Here is a 22,349-nt window from a genome sequence, read left to right as displayed (position 1 = left end):
GCTTACGCGCGTAGGGCGGGATCGCGGTGAGCCGGATCGATCCGAACCGGAATCTGGCACACCACGGCCTCGGTGTGTTTGCGCAGTGCATGAGCGATCTCATCGGTCCGTTGGCTCGGGAGGAACCGGTGCCATCTGGTCGCCGGGTCGATGGTGGCGACGACAACAAAGGTCTCTCGGTGGGGGAAGTGTGTGCGGATGTAGCGGGCGAGGGTGTTCCCCACGGAATTCTCGGTGTCCTCGATGACGATCAAACGCGAATTCGGGTGTCGGGCTTGCCATCGGCGTGTGAAGTCCGTCGTCGATTCGTGGGCCAGGCAGACTCGAATTGCGATGGGCTGTGACGACATCGCCGTTGCCGCGGCCATCGCGCGGGTGGAGAGCGACGTAATTTCGGACACCGGTACTAGGACCGCTGGTTTGTATCCGATAGACAGAGAATCGTTCTCACCCTGAACGGTTAACCGCGTACCGATATGTGTGTACGCACCGCGGATGCGTTCCATACCGAGGACGAGCGCAGGGAGGGCGAGAGCGATCAGCCAGGCTCCCTCGGTGAACTTCATGGCGGTGGTCACCACTGCTGCGATCGAGGTCAACACTGCGCCGAAACCGTTGAGCGCTAGGCGCCACTTCCAGCCCGGCGTCTGTTCGGCGAGCCAGTGGCGCACCATGCCGAACTGCGCGAGCGTGAATCCGATGAACACACCGATGGCGAACAGCGGCACCAAGGTGTTCATGTTTCCGCCGGATCCGATGAGCAGGAGAGCACCGACGCCACCGAGCGACAAGACGCCGTAAGTGAAGACGTCGCGCGTCGACTTCCGGCTGAAGCGGTGCGGGAGCACGTTGTCGTCGGCGAGGATTCGCATCAGGTTCGGAAGTCCGCCGTACGAGGTATTCGCGGCCAACGCCAATAGAATCACAGTGGAGAATTGGACGACGTAGTAGCCCACACCATTTCCGAGGGCAGCGGAAGTGAGTTGCGACAGGACCGTTGTTCCAGGGACTGGGGCCAGTGAGAACTTCTCGATCAACACGGCAAGGCCGATCAACATGGTGCCCAACAGGATTCCCAGAGCTACTTCGGCACGCTGAGCGCTACGCACGCGAGGCTTCTTGAAACTGGGTACCGCGTTGGCGATGGCTTCGACACCGGTCAATGCGGCGCAACCACTCGAAAATGCCTTGAGCAGAAGGAGAATGCCGATCGTGTGTGCGTTGTCGACGACGAAGGGAGCCGTTGCGGCAGCAGGGTTTTCCCGAAGCAGTCCGGCACCGATCACCGTGAAGATGCTGACGACAAAAACCACGGTGGGCAACATGAATACCCGCGCGGAATCTGCGATGCCCCGCAGATTCAGTGCCGTGATGCCGCCGAGTATCGCCAGTGCGATCCAGACCGTGTAGGGAAGAAGCGCAGGGAAGGCGGAGGTCAGAGCCGCGACACCGGCTGCGATCGATACCGCGACGTTGAGGGTGTAGTCGACGATCAACGATGCGGCGGCAGTCAGGCTTGCGCGAGGACTCAGATGCTTCTTCGCGACGGCATATGCGCCACCGCCTTCGGGAAATGCGGCGATCACCTGGCGATACGACGCCACCAGGACCACAAGCAGCACGGCGATGGCGATCGTCACCGGCACGGTGAACCCGATCCCCGCGCCGCCGGCGAGGGCCAACACCAACACGATGGCTTCTGGCCCGTACGACACCGAGGCCATCGCGTCGAGCGAAAGCCCTGCCAGTCCGGTTGCGACGGAGAGCTTCTGATTCTCTGGCCCACGGGCCGGGCGGGTCGTCGACGATATGACTCCACGGTGTCCGAGTATCACTGCATGTCTCACCGAGTCAGTATCGTCATTTCCCGTAGCTCTGAGACTGATCTTGACGATGCTTTGACGCGATGGCCCGCAAATCTGTACGGGTTCACAACGGGGGTTCGAGTCGCGGGAAGCCTTGTGACAGCTGATCAATCCAGCGAGCGCGCTTGGCGAGAATATCGCGGTTCCGAGACTCCGATTGGGCGGCGACGTGCGAAAGTAGGTCGCGAAGTCGGCCCAGAACGAGTGGCGAGTTCGATGCCGAGGCTATGACGTCGTCCAGTCCGGTTCTGACGAAGCTCGTGAAGTCGGGCAGTGGAATCACCACACGCAGATCACCACGCTCGTCGACGGCCCGGATCGAATCTGCGCGTACGGAGGCCACCAGAGAGAGGAGGTCCTCGATCTCGTCCAGAGCCTGCACGGCCGTCGCAGGATCGTTGATAGCGGGTGAGAGCGCTCTGAGCGCGATGTCAGCCAACAACCGAATCGCGAGTAGGGGGTCCTGGGTGAAGGTCCGCTCACTCCCACTGACCAAGGCGTCAAGGATCGTGTTGGCGGGCATGGGTCCGCCGTAGACGTCGGCGAGCGGCAATCCGTCTCGCAGCGTGCTACCCGGCGACACTCGGAGGACCACCATGGATCGGCAGTTCCGAGCGTTCTGCAGCAGATCTTCGACGAGGATCTGCTGCAGAACGGCCGGCGGTCGATGCCACTCGATTGTCGTGATCACCGGAAGTGTTGGTAGAGGCGGCAACTCCAGATCGGTGGTGGGGTACACGGCGGCGAAGACTGCTCGGCCACGACTCGAGATCGTGGTCAGTACAGGAGCCAACTGGATGGCCGAGAATGCGCGCAGCTGGAGCAGTCTGATCAGCGTCAGCGTGGCCAAGAGTGCCAGCACTGCGAGACTTGGCACAACCACGGACACATCCGTTTCGTTGCTGATGGCGAGCGCCGCCGTGATGTCGAAAACCGACTGGCCTATCGCGAAGGCAAACGTCCGCCACACGATGGGGTCGTCGCGGAACAACAACAAGCGAGGAGTGAAGGTGGTCGCGGCCCACTGGACTACAAGGAACAGCAGCGAGAAGATCACTGCCACTACACCCAATAACCCCAGTCCGAGGGCAACGAGCATCTCGCTGACCTGACGGGCGGGAATCATCGGGCCGCTCCGGACATACGGCATCCCCAGTCCGGCAGCCAGTCCCACGACGACGCACAGGATCTGGGTCAGGCCGGCACGTACACGGCGCCGGGGGACGAGGAAGGCATGCCCGATCGGGGTGGGAGCGAAACGTCCGGGCTGATCCACACTTCAAGCCTCCACGCTGCGGCAATGGTGCGCCTTCACCCGAAACGGATGATGTCGACGTCGTCGTGATCCTGAAACGCTTGAAAGAGCCATGTGAGAGACAGAAGGCGAGACGTCATGACGGATCCGACAGACCAGAGCCGCGCCGTACTACCGATTCCGGATCGACAACATCTTGGTCTGGTGACGTACGACGCGAAGGATCCGGACACCGAGTTTCCGCCGATCACTCCGCTACTACCGCCGGCCGGCGCACCCAACGTTCTGGTGGTCCTGTTGGACGACGTGGGATATGGCGCGAGCAGTGCCTTCGGCGGACCAGCGGACACACCGACTGCTGAGCGATTGCAAAGTAATGGGCTCACGTACACGCGGTTTCACACGACGGCACTGTGTGCTCCGACCCGCGCCGCTCTTCTGAGCGGGCGCAACCATCATTCGGTCGGCATGGGATCGATCACCGAAACCGCTACCTCGGCTCCTGGTCTTTCCGGCCTGCGGCCGAATACCAAAGCCGCACTGCCGATGACGTTGAAACTCAACGGATACTCGACGGCGCAGTTCGGCAAGTGTCACGAGGTTCCGCCGTGGCAAACATCCCCGGTGGGACCGTTCACGTCGTGGCCGACGGGAGAAGGCGGATTCGAGCACTTCTACGGATTCATCGGCGGGGAGAACAACCAGTATTACCCGGCGCTGTACGAGGGCGTCGCGCCTGTCGAGCCGGACAAGACACCGGAGGAGGGTTACCACCTCACTGAGGACCTTGCCGATCACGCGATCGACTGGGTTCGGATGCAGAAGTCATTGGCTCCGGACAAGCCGTTCTTCGTCTACTTTGCACCCGGCGCCACACATGCACCGCACCATGTTCCGAAGCAGTGGGCCGACAAGTACGAGGGCCGGTTCGCAGGAGGTTGGGACGCTCAACGCGAATCGATTCTCGAGCAGCAGAAGCAGCGGGGGGTCGTTCCCGCGGATGCGGTCCTCACCCCGCGTCCCGAGGCCATCCCGGCGTGGGAGGACATGAGTGAGGAGATGAAGCCCGTCCTCGAACGCCAAATGGAAGTCTATGCAGGATTTCTCGAACACACCGATTTCCATGTCGGCCGGCTTGTCGATGCGATCGAAGAACTCGGAGCTCTCGACAACACTCTCGTGTACTACATCATCGGAGACAACGGAGCATCCGCAGAGGGGACGATCAACGGCGCTTTCAACGAGATGGCCAACTTCAACGGACTCGCCGCCATCGAAACACCCGAGTTCATGGCGGAAGTGAAAGACAAATTCGGTACCAAGGACGCATACAACCACTATTCCGTGGGGTGGGCGTGGGCAATGTGTACGCCGTATCAGTGGACGAAACAGGTTGCGTCACACTGGGGTGGCACCCGTAACGGGACGATCGTGCACTGGCCTGCAGGGATTCGGACCAAGGGGGAGACGCGGTCGCAGTTCACCCACGTCATCGACGTTGCACCGACGATCCTCGAAGTCGCGAAACTACCGGAACCGACCTTTGTCAACGGCGTCCAGCAATCACCCATCGAGGGGACCAGCATGGTCTACACCTTCGACGACGCCGAAGTCGCCGAACGTCACGATCTGCAGTACTTCGAGATGGCCGGCAACCGTGGAATCTATTACAAGGGTTGGAGTGCGGTCACCAGGCACAGCACTCCGTGGCTTTTCGCGGAGGCACTCCCCGCTCTCGACGACGACGTGTGGGAGCTCTACGACGGGTCTCAGGATTGGACGCAGTCCAAAGATTTGGCGGCCGAGTTGCCGGAGAAACTCGCTGCACTGCAACGCTTGTGGTTGATCGAAGCAGTCAAGTACAACGTGCTTCCGATCGACGACCGAAGATTCGAGAGGTTCAACCCTCACATCGCGGGGCGTCCGCAGTTGGTGTCCGGGAATCGACAGGTTCTGTTTCCCGGAATGAAACGGCTGAGCGAGCACAGCGTGCTGAGTATCAAGAACCGATCATTCAGTGTCACAGCAGCAGTCGACGTCGCGGATGGCATTACTGCCAACGGTGTGATGATCGCGCAGGGAGGCAGATTTGGTGGCTGGGCACTTTACGCGCGGGAAGGCCGCGCCAAATTCGTCTACAACCTATTGGGCATGACCGAGTTCGTCATCGGTTCCGACGTTGACATTCCGGCAGGATCACACCAGATCAGAGCTGAGTTCACCTACGACGGAGGTGGTCTCGCGAGAGGCGGTGGGGTCACGATCTATCACGACGGTCGCGAAGTGGGCTCAGGTCGCGTCGAGCAGACGCAACCGATGGTCTTCTCCGCGGACGAGACCACCGACATCGGGGATGACTACGGCATGCCTGTCAGTGTTGATTACAGTGGCGCAACCACATTCAACGCACGTATCGACGTCGTGCAGATCGATGTCGGTGACGACGACCATACCCACCTCATCGATCCGGAGGAGGTGGCGCGAGTGGCGGTGTCCAGACAGTGATTCCACAGGCAAGAGCAGCAGTCACAATCTCCTGAGGGAGGGTCGCAATGCCGACCGTCATCCGTACTGTTCACGATCTGGTCCGCCACGCGCGCGGGCCGACGCACCATCACCACCATCAATCCGTGCACGAGGCGCGGCGAATGCGTGCCCACCACATTCTGGTCACGCATTCGCTCGCCTGATTTCGGGGCTACAGGTCGCGCGCCAATGCTCGTCCGGCTGCGCGGCCCGAGAAGATGCAGCCGCCGAGGAAGGTCCCCTCGAGTGCGCTGTAACCGTGGACTCCGCCGCCGCCGAAGCCCGCGACTTCACCGGCTGCGTACAGGCCGTCGAAGACACTGCCGTCGGCCTTGATGACCTGCGAATCCAGGTTGGTTTCCAAGCCGCCGAGAGTCTTGCGTGTGAGCAGGTGCAACCGGACCGCGATCAGTGGGCCGTTCTTGGGGTCCAGGATCTTGTGCGGTGCAACGACGCGCACGATCTTGTCTGCCAACAGATTACGGGCACCGTGGATGGCGGTGACCTGGAAGTCCTTGCTGTACTTGTTATCGACTTCGCGGTCGCGGGCGATCATCTCGCGTTCGATGTCCTCGTAGTCGAGGAGCGGTTCGTCGGTGAGGGCGTTCATGCCGTCGACCAGATCACGAAGGTTGTTGCGCACCACGAAGTCCGCGCCCTTCTGCTTGAACGCCTCGACCGGTCCCGGCGCGCCCTTCTTGATTCGTTCGAGGAGGAGCTTGAAGTCGCGGTTGGTGAAGTCAGGGTTCTGTTCCGATCCCGAGAGTGCGAACTCCTTCTCGATGATCTTCTGGTCGAGGATGAACCACGTGTACTCGTGGCCGCTGTCGAGGATGTACTTGAAAGTTCCCATCGTGTCGAAGCCGGGGAAGTTGGGGACCGGCAGACGCTTGCCGGTGGCGTCGAACCACATCGAGGACGGTCCGGGGATGATTCGGATTCCGTGGTTGGGCCAGATGGGATTCCAGTTCTGGATGCCTTCGGTGTAGTGCCACATGCGGTCGCGGTTGACGATGTTTCCGCCCGCGGATTCGGTGATTTCGAGCATGCGCCCGTCGACGTGCGCCGGTACTCCCGTCAGCATGTGCTTCGGAGCCGTGCCGAGTCGCTCCGGCCAATTCTTCTTCACCAGTTCGTAGTTGCCGCCGATTCCACCGGAGGTGACCACGACGGCCTGTGCGGCGAACTCGAATTCGCCGATGGAGGTGCGCGAGCTCTTCACGCCGCGCAGATCACTGGAAGGTTCGAGGACGGTTCCGCGTACACCAGTGACCGCACCATCGGTGACGACGAGTTGATCGACTTGGTGGCGGTGCTTGAACGTGACCAGTCCACGCTTCTGAGCGGCGATCACTTTGGTCAGAAAGACATCGACGACGCCAGGTCCGGTGCCCCAGGTGAGGTGGAAGCGCGGTACCGAATTGCCGTGTCCAAGAGCCATTCCGCGGCCACGTTCGGCCCAGCCGACATTCGGCATCAGGCGAAGCCCCAGATCGTGCAGGTACTGACGCTTGTCGCCGGCCGCGAACTCGACGTACGCCTTGGCCCACTGACGCGGCCAGTGATCTTCGCGGTCGCGGTCGAATCCCGCTGTGCCCATCCAGTCCTGCATCGCCAACTCGAGGGAGTCCTTGATGCCGAGTCGGCGTTGTTCGGGGCTGTTCACGAGGAAGAGTCCGCCGAGAGACCAAAATGCCTGCGCGCCGAGGTTGGCAGCGTTCTCCTGTTCCACGACAAGGACTTTGCGGCCCGCGCGCGTCAGTTCGTAGGTGGCGACCAGTCCCGCCAGCCCTGCCCCGACAACGATGACGTCAGCTTGTTCGCTCACGACAACTCCTCTTCCGATTGGTTGTTCTGGATTATTTCGCTGTAGGACAGCAGAATTCGAGTGAAGATATCGCGGCGCAGTGCAAAGGCGGCGTTGGTGTCGGTATCGACGAGGCACTGCACGCTGGTGCCGTCGTGCACTGCAACCAATGCCCGTCCCAACGCCGTCGGGTCGCCGACGATTGTTCGCCCGACATCGCTGAGTGCGGACTCCACGATGGGCAACAGGGTGCGAAGGATCGCGTCTTCACGGTCGGCAAGGGCTTTGCGAAGTGCCGGGTTACGGAGCGCGTGGGCTGTGAATTCCGCGTTGATCCGGTACCACTGCGGGTCGACCGGAACCACCGCCACGATCCGGGCGACAGCGGCATGGATGTCGACGATGTTACCGGCGGTGATCGACTCCGTCGCCAGCCGTAGATCGGCGAGCATTGATGCAGATCGCTGCTCCCACATCGCGAAGAACAATTCGTCGAGTGAATCGAAGTTGGAGTAGAACGCGCCTCGGGAGTATCCGGCGCGTTCGCAGATCTGCTCGACCGTGGCGTGCCCGAACCCGGATTCGGAGAAGACATCTGCAGCCGCGTCGAGCAGACGCTGCCGGGTCTGACCACGGCGTTTGGTGACACGCTTGGCCGGCGAGTTGTCCGTTCCAGTCGTCATCGGCGCCTCCGTCAGGGTGGGACCCCAAACGATACACCGATGTATCCGATGCGCAGGCGTATCTCGATCTGTTCTTCTTCGCAGGTATTTCTATACATATCTAGTAAATGTGCAAGAGAGGTGAATATTCAGATGTGATCGCTACAGATGCAGATCACGCTTCCTGATCGCCGCAGTGGCGACGACGCTGATCGCCGAGGTGGCCACCAGATATCCACAGGCCAGCCACGGTGAACCGCCGGTGGCGCCGATCAGTGCAGTAAGGATCAGAGGTGTGACGCCGGAGGCGTAGATACCAGAGAACTGATAGACGACCGACAACCCGGTGTACCGGATTTCTGTGGGGTAGAGGCTCGCATACAGCGTTCCCTGGGCGCCGTAGAGCAAGGCATGAATCACTCCGAAGACCACGACCATCGCGACTCCGAAGAGCAGGAGATTCTCGGTACCGAACAGTGCGAAGGCGGGGAAGATCGCGAGGCCGTACGCGGCGATGCCCACGATGTAGACCCGTTGCGGGCCGAACCGATCAGCGAGTGAACCGGAAAACGGCAGCAAGATCGCCATCACTACTGCGGCCACGGTGACCACAAGAAGTACCGGAACCTTTTCGAAATGCAGAGTCTTGGTTGCATACGTGATTGCAAAGACGCCCCAGGTGTTGAACGCGGCGCCCTCGCCCCAGCGAGACAGCATGCCCAGTACGGTGTTTCGCGCGACTCTTCCTTGAAAGACTTCCCTGAGCGGGGCGGATGAGCGCTGTTCGAGGTCGCGAACGGCCTGAAATGCCGGCGTCTCGTCGACCTTCAAACGGACCACCAACCCCACGATCACGAGTACCAAGCTCAGAACAAAGGCTATGCGCCAGCCGAAACGGAGAAACTGTTCGTCGTCGAAGACCGTTTGAAGTAGTGCGAACATTCCTGTGCCCAAAGCCAAGCCGAGAGCCAGTCCGATCTGCGGGATGCTGCCGAACAGCCCGCGCTTCTTCTCCGGACTGTGTTCGACCGCCAGAAGAACGGCTCCGGCCCACTCACCACCGAGAGCAAATCCCTGCAGGATACGAAGCAGCAGAAGCAGAATCGGTGCAACGACCCCGATTTGAGCTGCGGTCGGAAGGACACCCATGAGCGCCGTCGCGATACCCATGATGAACATCGTGAGGGCAAGCGTTTTCTTGCGCCCGATGCGATCGCCGATGTGACCGAACACCACTCCGCCGATGGGGCGAACGAGAAAGCCGACCGCGAAGGTCGCAAAAGAAAGCATGGTCCCGACAAAGGAACTCTGGTTGGGGAAGAACAGTTGATTGAAGACGAGGCTCGCGGCCGTCGCATAGAGGAAGAAGTCGTACCACTCGACCGTCGTGCCGAGCAGGCTCGCGGCGACGACGGTTCTCAGTCTGGATCGCCGCTCGTCGTCGGTCTCGTTCGAGAACGGTGAATTGTGCTCGACTTCGGCAAACGTGGTCATCGGAGCCCCCGGGTCGCGGTGCAAATTCACGAAGGTATCGCCGGAGCCGAAAGTGGGCACCCGTAGCGATCAGGGTGATTTCAACCCTGTTCTTCGAGGTGGACTGTGGTTGTAATGACAGAAGAGTTCTGCCTGTTCGTCGACGAAAGGAATCACCGTGTCACTGCGCTTCCACTGGTTCTTGCCTACTTACGGTGATTCCCGGAATCTGATGGCGGGTGGGCACGGCAGCTCGATGTCCGGTGATCGTCCGGCGACGCTGAAATACCTCAATCAGATCGGCGCGGCCGCCGAGACGAACGGCTTCGAGGCCGTCCTCACGCCGACCGGCGCGTGGTGCGAAGACGCATGGCTGACGACAGCGATGATGCTCGAGACCACCGAGACGCTCAAGTTTCTGGTTGCTCTGCGACCGGGATTGCTCAGCCCGACGCTGGCCGCCCAGATGGCCGCAACCTTCCAATGGCAGTCGGGCGGTCGTCTGCTGCTCAACGTCGTGACCGGCGGGGAGGACCACGAGCAGCGCACGTTCGGTGACTTCCTCGACAAGAACCAACGGTACGCACGATGCGGCGAGTTCCTCGACGTGATCCGCCAGTTGTGGTCCGGTAACGGTCCGGTTGATTTCTCCGGCGAGTACGTCAACGTGGAAAAGGCTACGCTGCAGCGTATTCCGGATCCGGTACCGCCCATCTTCTTCGGCGGATCGTCGCCGGCGGCCGGAACCGTCGCATCGCGTTACGCGGATACGTATCTCACCTGGGGTGAGACGCCGTCCGCTGTTGCCGCCAAGATCGCCTGGATCCGCGACCTCGCGGAAGTCCAAGGTCGTCACCTCGACTACGGAATCCGTCTGCATGTCATCAGCCGGGACACCTCGGAACAGGCATGGGCAGAAGCGGATCGGCTGCTCAGTGCGCTCGATCCGGCGACCGTCGAGCAGGCTCAGGCGAGTCTTGCGCGATCCGGCTCCGAAGGTCAGCGTCGAATGCTCGAATTGCACGGCGGCGGTTCGGCTTACAAGGAGGGCGTCGGAGCGAGGTCGCTGGAGATTGCGCCGAACCTGTGGACCGGCGTCGGATTGGTGCGAGGGGGTGCAGGCACCGCATTGGTAGGTTCGCACCAAGAAGTGGCTGATCGGATTGCCGAGTACGCGGCGATCGGCCTGGATCACTTTGTATTGTCGGGCTATCCCCATCTCGAAGAGGCGTATCAGTTCGGTGAGGGTGTGCGTCCGATCCTCGAAAAGCGTGGATTGGTAGCACCGCACGGTTCGGTCGGCGGACCGGTGCGAACGCCCTTCGTCTCCAGTGGGAACTGAGTCGAAAAGCAAGCTCTTCGAGAAGGGGACGTTTGTCCCGATCTTTCGGGCACGGCCTCCCTCCGGGACTATTCACGCAATTCGGTCAGTAGATCCGTTCTAGGCTGCGCACTGTTGCCGAACTCAAGGCGCAGTACGAAAGGATCCTCGATGAAGCTGGGCACGAGTGGAGTACGTCGCGTCGTGGGAACCGTGGCAGTCGCCGCTGCAACCGCGGCAGGCGTCGCGATGGTCAATCCTGCAACTGCGTCGGCCGAGGTGGTCCCGCCGGTCGTCTCGTACAAGGTGACCGGAAACGATCTGGCGCTGACGATCACGAACAACAACACGGGCATTGCCCCGTTGTGCCAGGCGTTTGTCGTCAACGCTGCGGATTCTGCTGCCGTGCTTGATGATCCGCTCAAGCTGCTCGATCCGAACCTTGTGGTGTACCCCAAGATCACCGACCCGTCCTCACTGTTCGCCGTCGGTAAGGGCCAGACGGTCACCAACACCGTGACCGATGTTCCGGACGGAACCTACGCCGTGCTCGGTGCGTGCTCCGATCTTCTCGATCTGGAGACGTTGGGTAAGCCTGTTCCTGGCGTGCCGAGCCTCGTTGTCATCGGTGGACCGTTCAGCGGCATCAATACCGGAAGCCTGAGCGACCTGTTCGGCAGCGGCAGCCTCGAAGGACTTTTCGGGTAGCTCACCGTCTGTCTCCCCAATTTTCCGACTGAGCGGTCTATTCTTCAGGCATCTGGTGATCTGACCGACTTGCCTGGAGGTTCGGAAATGCGAAGTCGTGGATTCAAACGCGTTCTCGGAAGCATTGTCGCGGCGTCGGCCGCCGTCGTGGGACTTGTTGTCATGACTCCGGCGACGGCGTCGGCAGCACCGGCGATTCTCCCGCCTCCGATGTCGGTGAGCGCAGCGGACAATGCGATCACCTTCACCATCACCAACCCGAACCCGCGGTTCAGCTTCATCAACTGCACAGTGGCGATCCTCAACGCCAGAGATGTCCCCGACGTGATTCGTGATCCGGCAAAGCTGCTCCAGCCCGGCGTGTTGGTGTATCCGACCGTCAGCAACATCCTCGATCTGTTTGCTGTTTCGCCTGGGCAGACGATCACGCGGACCGTCGGCAATCTGCCGGCCGGGGTGTACGCCGTTGCGGGAGCGTGCGTTCGACTGCTCGATCCGACCAACCCCACTATCGCGATTCCGCAGGCCGTTGTGGTCGGCGGCTGGTTCGAGGGCGCCGGAACCGGAAGTCTCTCAGGTTCTTTGGAGGACCTGGGATATAACACGGTCCAGGACTTGATCGACGCGTGGAATCGAATCAGCTCGGGAAGCAGCGGCGGCAGCTTCCAGTTCGACTACCAAGGTGGTTCGGATTTCGAGGTAGTGGGTCCCACGTCGTAGTCGGTCCGGCTCACTTGCGCGCGCGGTGGCGTCGCACCGCGTCGCGATTCGCACACGTGGGGGAGCAGTACCGCTGATTGCCGTTGCGTGAGGTGTCCGCGTAGATGTTGGTGCACTCGTCCAGGGTGCACCGACCTAATCTGTGCATTCCGCGGCCGACGAGGTGCAGCGCCGTGCCTACCGAGAAGAGGGCCTTGAGGACCTCGGCGAGCGACTGTTGCGGATCGCGGTAGTGCAGATGCCACCCGTCGTTTGCATGGTTGGTCATGCGCGGATACGCCGACGCTTGCTCGAGCATGACGTTCACCAACTCGGCGCGGGCTGCCTCCTCCGTGACGTCGACGATTTTCGACCACTCGATCAGAAGGTCGAGGGTCTCGTCGAGGTCCTTCTCGGCGATGGGGAAATCGAGAATGATGCCTGCGTCGACGCAGCGTTCGACGAGTTCGGCCAAGGTCTCGGGATTTCGATTGGCCAGGTCGGCGGCCAGCGTCACCGCATATTCGCCGTAAGGGTTGAGATGCACAATGCCATTACATCATGCTCGTCGTATGAAAAAAACAGATTTCGCGCCGATAAGTTGCATCCACCGCTGGGAGATCGAATCTCGGCATCGGACCAGCGAGGGGACGGTCACCTACCTGCGCTGCCATTGCGGGTCGTGGCAGACCTTGCTCGCCGAATGGGTGTCGGGCGGTGCGGGCTCGGCCGTCGCTGCGCCGATCAAGGTCAGGTCCAGGTAATGGTCAGCTAATCGCTCCGTTTTGCCTCGGGTGACATGGAACGTGTTCTAGATTCAGGGTTGTATGCCTCGGTATCGCGGCGCAGACTCTGAAAGGGAAGACGATGCAGTTCAACCTCGCTGATGTATTCGAAACCGTCGCCAGCTCGGTGCCTGATCGCGTCGCCTTGACTTACGAGGGAGAGAACTTCTCCTACGCTGAGCTGGACGCGGAAGCCAACCGAACGGCCAACCTGCTCGCGCAAGCCGGCATCTCGCGCGGCGATCATGTAGCCCTGTTCCTGAAGAACAGCGTCGAACATGTCACGTCGATCCTCGGGTTGATCAAGATCCGTGCGGTCCCGATCAACGTGAACTACCGGTACACACCCGCCGAGCTCGAGTACATCTTCACCAACTCCGACTCGGTCGCAGTGGTCGTGGAACTCCCCGAGCATCAGCGTGTCCTTGCTTCCCTTTTCGGTGCATGCCCGAAGGTGAAGACGGTGATCGTGATCGGCGAGGTCGAGGCCGACCTGGTCGCCGCAGCGAAAGCGCATGAAGTTTCCGTGGTTTCCTTCGACGACGCTCGCGAGATGTCACCGGTAGGGGAGTTCGATTCTCGTTCGGGCGACGACGTGTACCTGCTCTACACCGGCGGGACCACCGGATACCCGAAGGGCGTCATATGGCGTCACGACGACTTCTTTCGTAAGCCGCTCTCCGGCGGAAATCCGTACGGCGAGGAAGCTCGACAGGACCTCGCCGAGATAGCCAGCGCTGCAAAGGAATTTCCGGAACTCTCGTTCCTCATTGCCGCCCCCCTCATGCACGGCGCAGCGTTGTATTCGCTGTTCACGTTCCTCACCCTCGGCGCGCGCGTGGTTCTACGACGAGAATTCGTTGCGGAGAAGGTCGTCGAAGCGATCGAGAAGGATTCGGTACAGGTGATCTTGATCGTCGGTGACGGCATGGGACTGCCGTTGGTCGACGAGATGGAACGACGCAAAGACGAGGTCGATTTCAGCACCCTGTTCTCGATCACCTCGGGTGGTGCGATCTGGTCCACCAGCGTTCGGGATCGCATGCTGGCGGTGAAGCCGGACCTGCTGCTGCGGGACAACTTCGGAGCCTCCGAGTCCGGTAACGACGGCGCCTTCTCCATCGACGAGGCGGGGAATCTGCGAATGCCGCCCTCGCCGAACATGATCCTGGTCGACGAGCGGCTCGAAGAGATCCCCGCCGGCTCCGACGACGTGGGCTACATCGCGCGTATCGGAAACGTCCCGCTCGGGTACTACAAGGACGAAGAGAAGACCGCCCGCACGTTCCCGACCCGCGCTGACGGCACCCGTCTTTCGGTGCTCGGCGACATGGGCAAGGTCGAAGCGGACGGCACGATTGTCTTCCTGGGTCGTGGCTCGCAGTGCATCAACACCGGTGGTGAGAAGGTCTTCGCCGAAGAGGTCGAGGCCGCCCTTCACGCGCATCCGGCAATATCGGACGCACTCGTTGTCCCCGCGCCCGACCCGCGCATGGGGCAGCAGGTCGCAGCGGTGATCGCGACCTACCCCGGATCCGACGAGCTGACTCTCGAAGCGGTTCAGGAACATTGCCGTAAGACGTTGGCCGGTTACAAGGTGCCGCGCACGATCGTGCTGGTCGATGAAGTCAAGAGGACCCCGGCCGGTAAGGCGGACTACCGCTGGGCGACGACACTGGCGTCGTCCTAGCAGTGTGGAGTGGGTGGCGACAACCTTTCACACGGATTTCACCACGACATAAGAGACATACCGGAAAGATGGCGCAGAGTAAGTCGTTCGCGCCTTGCGTCGTCACTCCACGAAAGGGTCTCAGCTCATGCTCATCATCGGAATACTCCTGTTCGGGATCGTCATCGGAGCGGGAGCCCAGCTGATTCTGGGGAAAACGACCGCACGAGTGGACTGGACCTTCGCGTTCATCGCGGGAATCGGTGGTTCGCTGGTCGGCGGATTGCTCGTGAGTTTGATTGCAGGCGACGGATTATCATTGCGCCCGAGCGGCATCCTCGGGTCCCTTGCCGGCGCTGTCATCATCACCGCGGGGTGGCAGTGGTACCGCGGGAGGAACGCAACTACAACTACGCGTCCGTCTGATCGCTGATTTCCACAGTTCCGTCATGGGACGGAGAGCGTCGACATATGACCGAACTACTCGATGAAGTCCTCACCGCACATGGCGGAGTCGAACGTTGGCAGTCTGTTTCAGCGATCACGGCACGGGGACGTTTGGGCGGTCTGCTGCCTCAGCGCTTCCCCGGCAACAAGCTGGCGAAGTTCACGGTCGAGGTTGAAGTCGCCGAGCAACGCACTGTCCTCCAAGACTTTCCGCGTGTCGGCGAGTGCGCTGTGTTCGACAAGGGCGTCGTGCGGATCGAAACTCGTGACGGCGAAGAACTCGGGAGTCGAACCGACCCACGTCCAGAGTTTTTCGGGTTGAGTGGAGTCCGGCGCAACCTCCACTGGGACGCGCTCGACACCGCTTACTTTGCCGGCTACGCCTTTTGGAACTATCTGAACGCACCGCTGCTGCTCGCCCGCGACGACATCACTGTCACCGAAGCCGAACCTTGGCAGGAATCCGGGCAGCAATGGCGACGACTACAAGCAACATTTGCGCCAGAAATCGACACCCATTGCCGGCAGCAGACCTTCTATGTCGACAACGGTGGCCTCATCCGCCGTCACGACTTCGTCGCCGAACCGGTAGGCAGCTGGGCGAAAGCTGCTCTCTACTGTGACCATCACCGTCAGTTCGACGGTCTCACCTTTCCCACTCGACGGCGCGTTCTCCCGCGGGGCCCAGGCAGTCGCGTTCTCTCGCGGCCGACCCTCCTGGCGCTCGACTTCGACGACATCGAGATCAAGCGATGAAAATCAGTTCTCGGTTACCTGTTGTCGAGTGTGAACAAACGGAACACGGTCCGCATGCACAGAACGACGCCGACGAAGCCCAGTACCGCACTCGCGAGTGCATAGCCCGACAGCTGAGGTGTGAGTTGTGGTCCGCCAGGTACGAACAGCAGGATCGCCGCGACGATCAGCGCGGTCACTCCCGCCGCCATACCCAGGGCGTTGTTCGCCGACCGTCGTAGCCATCGCCTGTCGTCGGGGTGTGCAACCGAGCGAGTGCGAAGTGTGAAGCTTCCCGACGCGATCGAGGTCGCGATCTGATCGAGCTGACCAGGCAGGCGCCTGACCACCGCGGTTGTGACCGCCGTCGTCGACAGGATTGCCTGCGCGGCTGCAGTCGGGCTGGCGACATGGGTCAACAGTCGGGGTACTTCGGCCCGAACAGCAGCGACGAGGTCGATCTGCGGATCCAGGAGCCGCAGGGCGCGCTCCAAGGACGCGAGCGAACGGAAAGCGGCGGCGACGTCTCCCGGCACTCCGATTCGGTGTTCTCGAAGCACGGTGAACATTCGCGCGAACGATGCCATGGAAACATTGGGTTGGACACTGAGCAGGGTGATCTCTCGGCCCACCTGGTGACGTAGTGCTCCGCGATCAACTTCGGGCGGCACGTCGAATGCCATCAGCATCGCGTCGACTGTCGCCACCGGATCACCTGCGAGGGCAGCGTTGAGGAGCACGGCGAACAAGATCCGTGTCTCGCCGTCCAGAACCCCTACTGCGCCGAAGTCGAGGAGCCCGACCCGGCCGTCATCGAGGATCATGATGTTGCCGGGGTGCAGGTCCGCGTGAAACACGCCGTGGACAAAGATCCCGTCGAGCAACGACGCAAGAAGTTCGTTGGCGATGCTGCTGCGGGTGTCGCGGTCGAGGCCGGTGAGCGCCGACTCACCGTCGGAGAGCGGTGTGCCGTGAAGACGTTCCATCACGAGCACCCGTCCGCTACTGAGGTTGGGGTAGATGTGCGGAACGACGATATCCGGGCGGTTCGACATGGTGGAAGCAATCGCGCCGGTATTCGCTGCTTCGGTGCGGTAGTCGAGTTCCTCGAGCAGTGACGTGACGAGGCCCCCGGCGAGTCGGTGAACGCCGATATCGCGTGCCCAGGGAAAACGGGTCTCCGCGCGGGATGACACGCGAAGGAAGATATCGCAATCCACGCTCACTTGTGCGCTCGCCTCGGGCCGTTGAACCTTCACCACAACGTCGACGCCTTCAACGGTGCGCGCGGAATGTACCTGTGCGACAGAGGCGGCGGCGAACGGCTCCACATCGAACCATGCGAACACCGACTCTGGTGCGTCGCCGAGTTCCGATGCCAGTAGCTCCGCAATGCGGACTGGATCAGCCGGTCGTGCCGAACTTTGCAGAGACGAGAGAGTGCGAGCCAACTCGGGTGGTATGAGGTCGTCTCGCGTGCCGAGGATCTGTCCCAGCTTGACGAAAGTGACACCGCACCGGTTGATTACTTCCACCAGCGCGTCCCCGAACTGAGGCGCTGATGGCCCAGCACGGAGAGCGGGCCCGCCTCCCGCTCGCACGACGATGCCCATGATCTGGACGTATCGCTTGGTTCGTCGCCACGATTTGCGGCTGCGCTGCAATGCTTCTGGCGGTCCGGGGATGGACCCTGTTGGAAGGACAACTTCGAGGAAAACCAATGCGGCCAGGCATGCTGCGAACACCCAGAGCGCGACAACTCCGAAGAATATGAGCGCTGTTCCTACGCTCACCAGAAGTTGATCGTCCTGGCTGGCAATTCCTGCAAGCGTTGCGACGTATCCCGACAGTGGAACCCCCACCGAGAGTGCTATCACCGCGACCGCAAGGGTTCGCGGCCATCCGACTCTCGTCCCCAGCGTTCGTCGCATCACGCCCGCCAGTGCTGCTGCAAGAAATGGCGTCGTGACGATCCAGACCATCAAGTCCATTGCGATAGCGTAGGGGTTCGCAATCTGCGATACATCCAGGAAAACCCCGAGCCCACCCCGACTGCCGGGTAACAAGCCCGACAGTGCCCAAGCGTCGAACATGCTTGGGCACTTCGGTGTTCATTCGCTCCGATGTCGACTCGTCCTGATCGACTGTCCAAAAGAAGATAATGACACGGCAGCAATGAAACAATCACAGCGCACGGTGCACTCAACCCTCGACCGCAGTGGAAGATCGTCGAGGCGTTGCACCATCTGCAGCCCTGAAATCGAACCAGGCGGGCGACCGTTGCGGTACACGATCCGGTTTCGCTGGTACCGTCGATGTCATGACTTTGCAGAAAGGCGCGTGAGCGCCCACCTCGGGCGTAGGTTCCTGCGCCCTCGATATGTCTTCTTCGCCGCTGCTCACCTGTGGGTGGTTGACGAGCGTCAACCCGTTGCGGCACTGATTGATCCGCATACAGAATCGTTGGTGGGGTTGGTGGCGTGGACCGATCTTCCTCCCGCACCACCGGGGTCCGGCCCAGTGCAGATCGCGGCGGACGAGTCGGGATTGTGGATACAGAATCACCGCGACGGCCCGTTGGTTCACCTCGGTATCGACGGCATCGATCGGTCCGAATATACCGAAGGGCGCCATCTGGTCGCCGCGGGAAGCGCCGGCGCCTGGTGCATGATGACTACACGTCGGCACGATGACATTGCACCCTCGCCGGACATTCCGCCACGGACGCTGCGGCGCAAACCGGCGCTGCTGGTGAGCAAGCCGGGTGGCGGGATGCGTCATGTCGAAGTAGGTGCCGCAGCGATCATATCGGCCGAGTTCGACGAATCCTCGCTCTATCTCGGTGTCGAACACGATCCGTGGGAACGGGTGCCGCGCGTAGACAGCACCGGAGGAAAGCGGGCCGGGTTCGAGTTGCGTTACAGCTCATCGGTATTGCAGATATCTTTGCATGATCCGGACCCGCTGCGCATCGACCGCGACACCTACCTCTGCGCGGAAGACCGGCAGGTCGCGTGCACCAGCGAGTACGCCGATGTGTCGTACAACGAAAAGCGCCGTCGCAAGCGGGCGTTCGACGGCGACGTGCGCTGGTACTGGGGCAAAGACCCCAGTACGCGAGGCGCCACGATCGTACGGGCCTTGCGGGGTGAGGATCCGTCGCCGGTGACGACCTTGATGCTGTCTGGGATGGATGTCGCACACGGGGTAGCAGGGGTCGGGAGGCTGTGGTTGGTCGCGAGGGCCGCCACCCGTCCTGCCGTCGGCCGGTCGGTACTTTCCACCGGGGTCGATGGCGGGATCCATTCGCTGATCACAGGCCGCATCGACATCACCGATCGGTGCTGGCCTGTCGGGCCCGAGCCACTCGACCATCACAGGTACGTGCAGTACTGCCTGCGCGGTCTCGACCGTATTCGTTTCTCGGACAAAGTTGATCAGGTGAGCGCCAGGTACGTCGGCCACTGGCCGAGCGGCCGGATCCACGTCCGATTCCAGCATCGCGACTACCCAGGACTGTTGTTGACAGCTCGCCTCAATCTGTACGACGAGCAAGGAATCCGACTCGACAATCTCCTGTCTTACGCCTCAGCAGAGTTGAGAGAACAAGCCGACACCCGCGCCTACCCGCCGGCTTCCGAAGCCATCGCGGGAGTCCTGCATGTCTGAGCTGAGCAGCGGAGGCGATCGAGCCGGAAAGCTCACCGAAACGGTCGGTGGGAGACGCGTTGACCTGGGCCGAAGGCGCCCGACACCGGAATATGTATTGGAGGCAGTGATGACCGAATGGGTGCAGATGTTGGTGACGATGGCCGACGGCCCCCGGCAACCTATCCACGGGGTCGTGGTCCCGTACCGCAATTCCGACGAACCGTTTCACTATTACTTCGGCAGCTACGGTGAAGAACCTGTGTTTCTTCCCGTTCACCTCCCCGGCGTGCATCTGTATCGGTGGGGACGCCGATCGAGGATCGAGTCAGTCGACGGGCAGGTGATGTTCGTCAGCGACGGCACCACCGCCTGGGACTTCACCGCCGACCCAGACCAACCGCGCCGCACCGAACTCCATCACGTGCACTCGCCCGGCGCGGGCCGATACCTTGCGATCACCCCGCGCGTTGAGCATTGGGTCGGCAACCATCATTCACGCCCGACAGGGCAGGTGACAGAGGTCGAGTTCCTCGGCCGTCGATGCTGGTCGGTGGATCTCGCCCCCCGCGAGAGCCGGAATCTGCCGAAGCCGTCGCTGCGGCTTGTCGTCGACGCGGAAACCGGTGCAGTACTTGCCCAACACTCCGGCGATGGTATCGACGGCGCCGCATACACCGACCTCAGAGTGGGTGAGCACCTCGAACTCTCCCTGTTCACCTGGGACGGTCCGGTCACCACCGATGCAGAATCGAGGAGCCTCACCGGTCGCGGCGGGCCACCAGTAACGCCGGCGCAGGAGTCGATGAGCTGGTTTCACGAGGAGATCACCGCCGAACCCATCACGGTGCCCATGCTGACGGACCTGACCCCACGCTTCGTCCACTCAATCGAACCCGAAACCGGCACATTCGCAGCCGAACTCGGTGAAAAAGCGGGATGGATCGCCCGGAGGCCACGATCGAACCAGCCGTGGAAAACCAAGACCTACGAGTATCAGATCGCCTGGTCTACAGAAGATTTCGACTGGGTCTGCCAGATTCACCACGGAACACTCGACACCGCCGGGATCGAGTCCCTACAGCAGCAACTACACCCCGGCCTATCGGTAGTGGGCACGCCTGAACTGGTATTCGGCGGTTCGAACGGCGACTGAGACTGAGGGCGATAGGCACTCTTCAAGGAGAACGGGCATCTGGCAGCGTCATCGAACATGGCCGGAAACTTGCTGCACTGCCCACCGCGGCGACGAACGCACCTCCGCCGGTCCCGGTGTTCGACAACGATTCGGTGTGGATCGGCCCTGATTCAGTGTGAATTGTGATGGTGCCGAACGGTATACCCTTGATCGCTGCGCGAACGATTGCCGATTCACCATTGGTGGTCAACTTGCAGCCAATCTGCGCGCACTGTTTGTCAGCGGTTGCCGCCAGTGACAGTTTGATTGCGGGTGCCGCATCGGAGCTTTGCAAAGTCTCGACTGCCGTCAAAAATGCCGGGGATAGCGACCCCAGCTTGCTCGAGCCGATCGCCGGGTGGGCGTAAACCCAGCCACTTTTCGACCACTGCGTGTGGCTCTGCCGCCGGTTTCCCTCTCGTTCCCCGATGTTGCCTGACTGGCGAGACAATGAGAGCCTATACGTACTTGGGGGAGTCGGATCCAGGAGTATCGTATGCAGATCCACGCTTTGCTTCCCGCCATGATCCCGCCGGACGATGGCCGTTTCGTCGAACTATCCGATGTCCACGTGCGCGCTTCTGCTGCAATGAGAGTCCTGCGTGATTCGATTCCATGGGACGGATACGCATTGACGGCATGGGATGCGGGTTCAGGAAGTCACAGGCACGTCACGTTGGCGAGCGAAGGCTACACGCGGGAGCTCGACGAACATATGAACGACGCGTTCGTCGACGGGAATCCGGGCTTTCATTTGTTGCATACCCAGGTTCCGCACGCCCTCCGTTGGCTGGACTTGCAGAGGGATTGGCACATCCCGTTCGCGCAGACTCAGTCCGCCGAGGGATTCTTGATTCCCGCTGGGTTCAAGGAGGGCGCGACCATGTGTCTGAGGTTGCCTGGTGGGCGATATACCGGTGCTCTGCACGTGAGTTGGGCGCGCCCCAAAGACGCCAGTAACGAGGCTCTTAGCGTGATCGAGAGGTTCCGTCCTGTACTCGCTGACGTCTGTGATCTCTTCCGGAGCGCTCATGGTGCCGTGCAACGGGCTGGGGTGGCAGCGCACGCCGTCATAGTCACCGATACAGGCGCAATTTCGGAGCTGCCAGGTCATACGGCGGGTCCGGTTCTTGGGGAGTCTGCGCGCAGGTGGTTGGCGTCAGCGATCCGGGATTGGGCTGGCCGACCGGCGCAGTATTTGTGGGCCGAGTCGGATGGTTCGTGCCATCGAATCGAGTTGTCGGCGGGTCCCGGAACGTCCCTCGTGGTCGTTGAACGTCGGATTCCGTGGCCGTTCGGGTTGAGCTGCCGGGAAGTGCAAATTCTTCATTGGGTCACCCGAGGCTGTTCCAATCCCCAGATCGCGAAGAAGCTGTTCATCAGTCCTAGAACCGTTTCGACCCACGTCGAGCATCTTCTCGTCAAACTCGGGAGCCAATCTCGTGTGCAGCTCGCCGCGCTTGCTGTGGAAGCAGGACTGTTGCTCGCGAGCGAGATGTGAGTACCCGGAGTGCGACCGTCGTCAGGGTGACCGCAACGACCAGCGAGTCGGGGGAGTCGGAACGGGCGTAA

At 61.4% G+C, this 22,349-nt stretch carries 19 protein-coding genes; 12 read left to right on the top strand and 7 right to left on the bottom strand.

The genetic code is table 11. From position 1 onward, the window contains the following. Positions 1-2: 2 nt before the first annotated feature. Positions 3-1,835, bottom strand: a complete 1,833-nt coding sequence (locus AOT96_RS06940) for an APC family permease (protein ID WP_030536516.1) — start codon at positions 1,833-1,835, stop codon at positions 3-5. A 94-nt stretch (positions 1,836-1,929) separates the two neighbouring features. After that, positions 1,930-3,141, bottom strand: coding sequence for a DUF2254 family protein (locus AOT96_RS06935; protein WP_065351480.1), 1,212 nt, complete (start codon positions 3,139-3,141; stop codon positions 1,930-1,932). Positions 3,142-3,258: 117 nt separating this feature from the next. Between AOT96_RS06935 and AOT96_RS06930 the strand changes: the two genes are divergently transcribed. Both AOT96_RS06930 and AOT96_RS35235 read left to right on the top strand, forming a co-directional pair. Continuing rightward, positions 3,259-5,625 carry an arylsulfatase gene (locus AOT96_RS06930; RefSeq protein WP_064073879.1) on the top strand — a complete coding sequence of 789 codons (2,367 nt, stop codon included), beginning with the start codon at positions 3,259-3,261 and terminating at the stop codon, positions 5,623-5,625. Between the two features lie 47 nt (positions 5,626-5,672). After that, positions 5,673-5,810, top strand: coding sequence for a hypothetical protein (locus tag AOT96_RS35235; protein ID WP_153211511.1), 138 nt, complete (start codon positions 5,673-5,675; stop codon positions 5,808-5,810). 8 nt (positions 5,811-5,818) lie between these two features. Here AOT96_RS35235 and AOT96_RS06925 read toward each other — a convergent pair whose 3' ends face one another. The 3 genes from AOT96_RS06925 to AOT96_RS06915 all read right to left on the bottom strand — a co-directional run bounded on the left by AOT96_RS06925 (position 5,819) and on the right by AOT96_RS06915 (position 9,609). Beyond that, positions 5,819-7,474, bottom strand: a complete 1,656-nt coding sequence (locus tag AOT96_RS06925) for an FAD-binding dehydrogenase (protein WP_065351479.1) — start codon at positions 7,472-7,474, stop codon at positions 5,819-5,821. Beyond that, positions 7,471-8,136 carry a TetR/AcrR family transcriptional regulator gene (locus tag AOT96_RS06920; RefSeq protein ID WP_042924910.1) on the bottom strand — a complete coding sequence of 222 codons (666 nt, stop codon included), beginning with the start codon at positions 8,134-8,136 and terminating at the stop codon, positions 7,471-7,473. The genes AOT96_RS06925 and AOT96_RS06920 overlap by 4 nt, the downstream gene beginning before the upstream one ends. Positions 8,137-8,277: 141 nt before the next feature. Further along, a complete protein-coding gene (locus tag AOT96_RS06915) occupies positions 8,278-9,609 on the bottom strand; it encodes an MFS transporter (protein WP_065352777.1) in 1,332 nt (443 codons plus the stop codon). A gap of 157 nt (positions 9,610-9,766) precedes the next feature. On the opposite strand from AOT96_RS06915, the gene AOT96_RS06910 reads away from it, so the two are divergent. From AOT96_RS06910 to AOT96_RS06900, 3 genes are all read left to right on the top strand, one after another. Next, positions 9,767-10,930: an LLM class flavin-dependent oxidoreductase gene (locus AOT96_RS06910; protein WP_003940457.1), complete on the top strand. Its 1,164-nt coding sequence runs from the start codon at positions 9,767-9,769 to the stop codon at positions 10,928-10,930. A 150-nt stretch (positions 10,931-11,080) separates the two neighbouring features. Beyond that, positions 11,081-11,617, top strand: a complete 537-nt coding sequence (locus AOT96_RS06905; RefSeq protein ID WP_007729952.1) for a hypothetical protein — start codon at positions 11,081-11,083, stop codon at positions 11,615-11,617. Between the two features lie 87 nt (positions 11,618-11,704). Further along, entirely contained in the window at positions 11,705-12,337 is a 633-nt protein-coding gene (locus AOT96_RS06900) for a hypothetical protein (protein ID WP_030536522.1), read from the top strand. 10 nt (positions 12,338-12,347) lie between these two features. On the opposite strand, the gene AOT96_RS06895 is transcribed toward AOT96_RS06900, so the two are convergent. After that, on the bottom strand, positions 12,348-12,863 hold the full coding sequence (locus AOT96_RS06895; protein ID WP_003940315.1) for a CGNR zinc finger domain-containing protein: 516 nt from the start codon (positions 12,861-12,863) through the stop codon (positions 12,348-12,350). A gap of 25 nt (positions 12,864-12,888) precedes the next feature. On the opposite strand from AOT96_RS06895, the gene AOT96_RS35230 reads away from it, so the two are divergent. The 4 genes from AOT96_RS35230 to AOT96_RS06880 all read left to right on the top strand — a co-directional run bounded on the left by AOT96_RS35230 (position 12,889) and on the right by AOT96_RS06880 (position 15,973). Further along, complete coding sequence (locus AOT96_RS35230; protein ID WP_039973125.1) at positions 12,889-13,080, top strand: hypothetical protein; 192 nt, start codon at positions 12,889-12,891, stop codon at positions 13,078-13,080. A gap of 103 nt (positions 13,081-13,183) precedes the next feature. After that, positions 13,184-14,791 (top strand): AMP-binding protein, encoded by a 1,608-nt coding sequence (locus AOT96_RS06890; protein WP_065351478.1) that lies wholly within the window; start codon positions 13,184-13,186, stop codon positions 14,789-14,791. A gap of 127 nt (positions 14,792-14,918) precedes the next feature. Further along, positions 14,919-15,203: a hypothetical protein gene (locus AOT96_RS06885; protein WP_003939785.1), complete on the top strand. Its 285-nt coding sequence runs from the start codon at positions 14,919-14,921 to the stop codon at positions 15,201-15,203. A 38-nt stretch (positions 15,204-15,241) separates the two neighbouring features. Then, positions 15,242-15,973: a hypothetical protein gene (locus tag AOT96_RS06880; RefSeq protein ID WP_039973126.1), complete on the top strand. Its 732-nt coding sequence runs from the start codon at positions 15,242-15,244 to the stop codon at positions 15,971-15,973. Positions 15,974-15,987: 14 nt separating this feature from the next. On the opposite strand, the gene AOT96_RS06875 is transcribed toward AOT96_RS06880, so the two are convergent. Next, a complete protein-coding gene (locus AOT96_RS06875) occupies positions 15,988-17,943 on the bottom strand; it encodes an ABC1 kinase family protein (protein WP_223304585.1) in 1,956 nt (651 codons plus the stop codon). Between the two features lie 349 nt (positions 17,944-18,292). Here AOT96_RS06875 and AOT96_RS06870 point away from each other — a divergent pair, with 349 nt between their 5' ends. From AOT96_RS06870 to AOT96_RS06855, 3 genes are all read left to right on the top strand, one after another. Continuing rightward, positions 18,293-19,621 carry a hypothetical protein gene (locus AOT96_RS06870; protein ID WP_156778932.1) on the top strand — a complete coding sequence of 443 codons (1,329 nt, stop codon included), beginning with the start codon at positions 18,293-18,295 and terminating at the stop codon, positions 19,619-19,621. After that, entirely contained in the window at positions 19,614-20,756 is a 1,143-nt protein-coding gene (locus AOT96_RS06865) for a hypothetical protein (RefSeq protein ID WP_231917400.1), read from the top strand. Before AOT96_RS06870 ends, AOT96_RS06865 begins: the two co-directional genes overlap by 8 nt. Before the next feature lie 517 nt (positions 20,757-21,273). Continuing rightward, positions 21,274-22,278, top strand: coding sequence for a helix-turn-helix transcriptional regulator (locus tag AOT96_RS06855; RefSeq protein WP_065351475.1), 1,005 nt, complete (start codon positions 21,274-21,276; stop codon positions 22,276-22,278). Positions 22,279-22,349 lie beyond the last annotated feature (71 nt).

This window comes from Rhodococcus sp. 008, assembly GCF_001682295.1.
Classification (GTDB): Bacteria; Actinomycetota; Actinomycetes; order Mycobacteriales; family Mycobacteriaceae; genus Rhodococcus_F; species Rhodococcus_F qingshengii.
The sequence above is the reverse complement of the archived record's forward strand: the minus strand, read 5'-3'. Positions and strand labels throughout refer to the sequence as shown.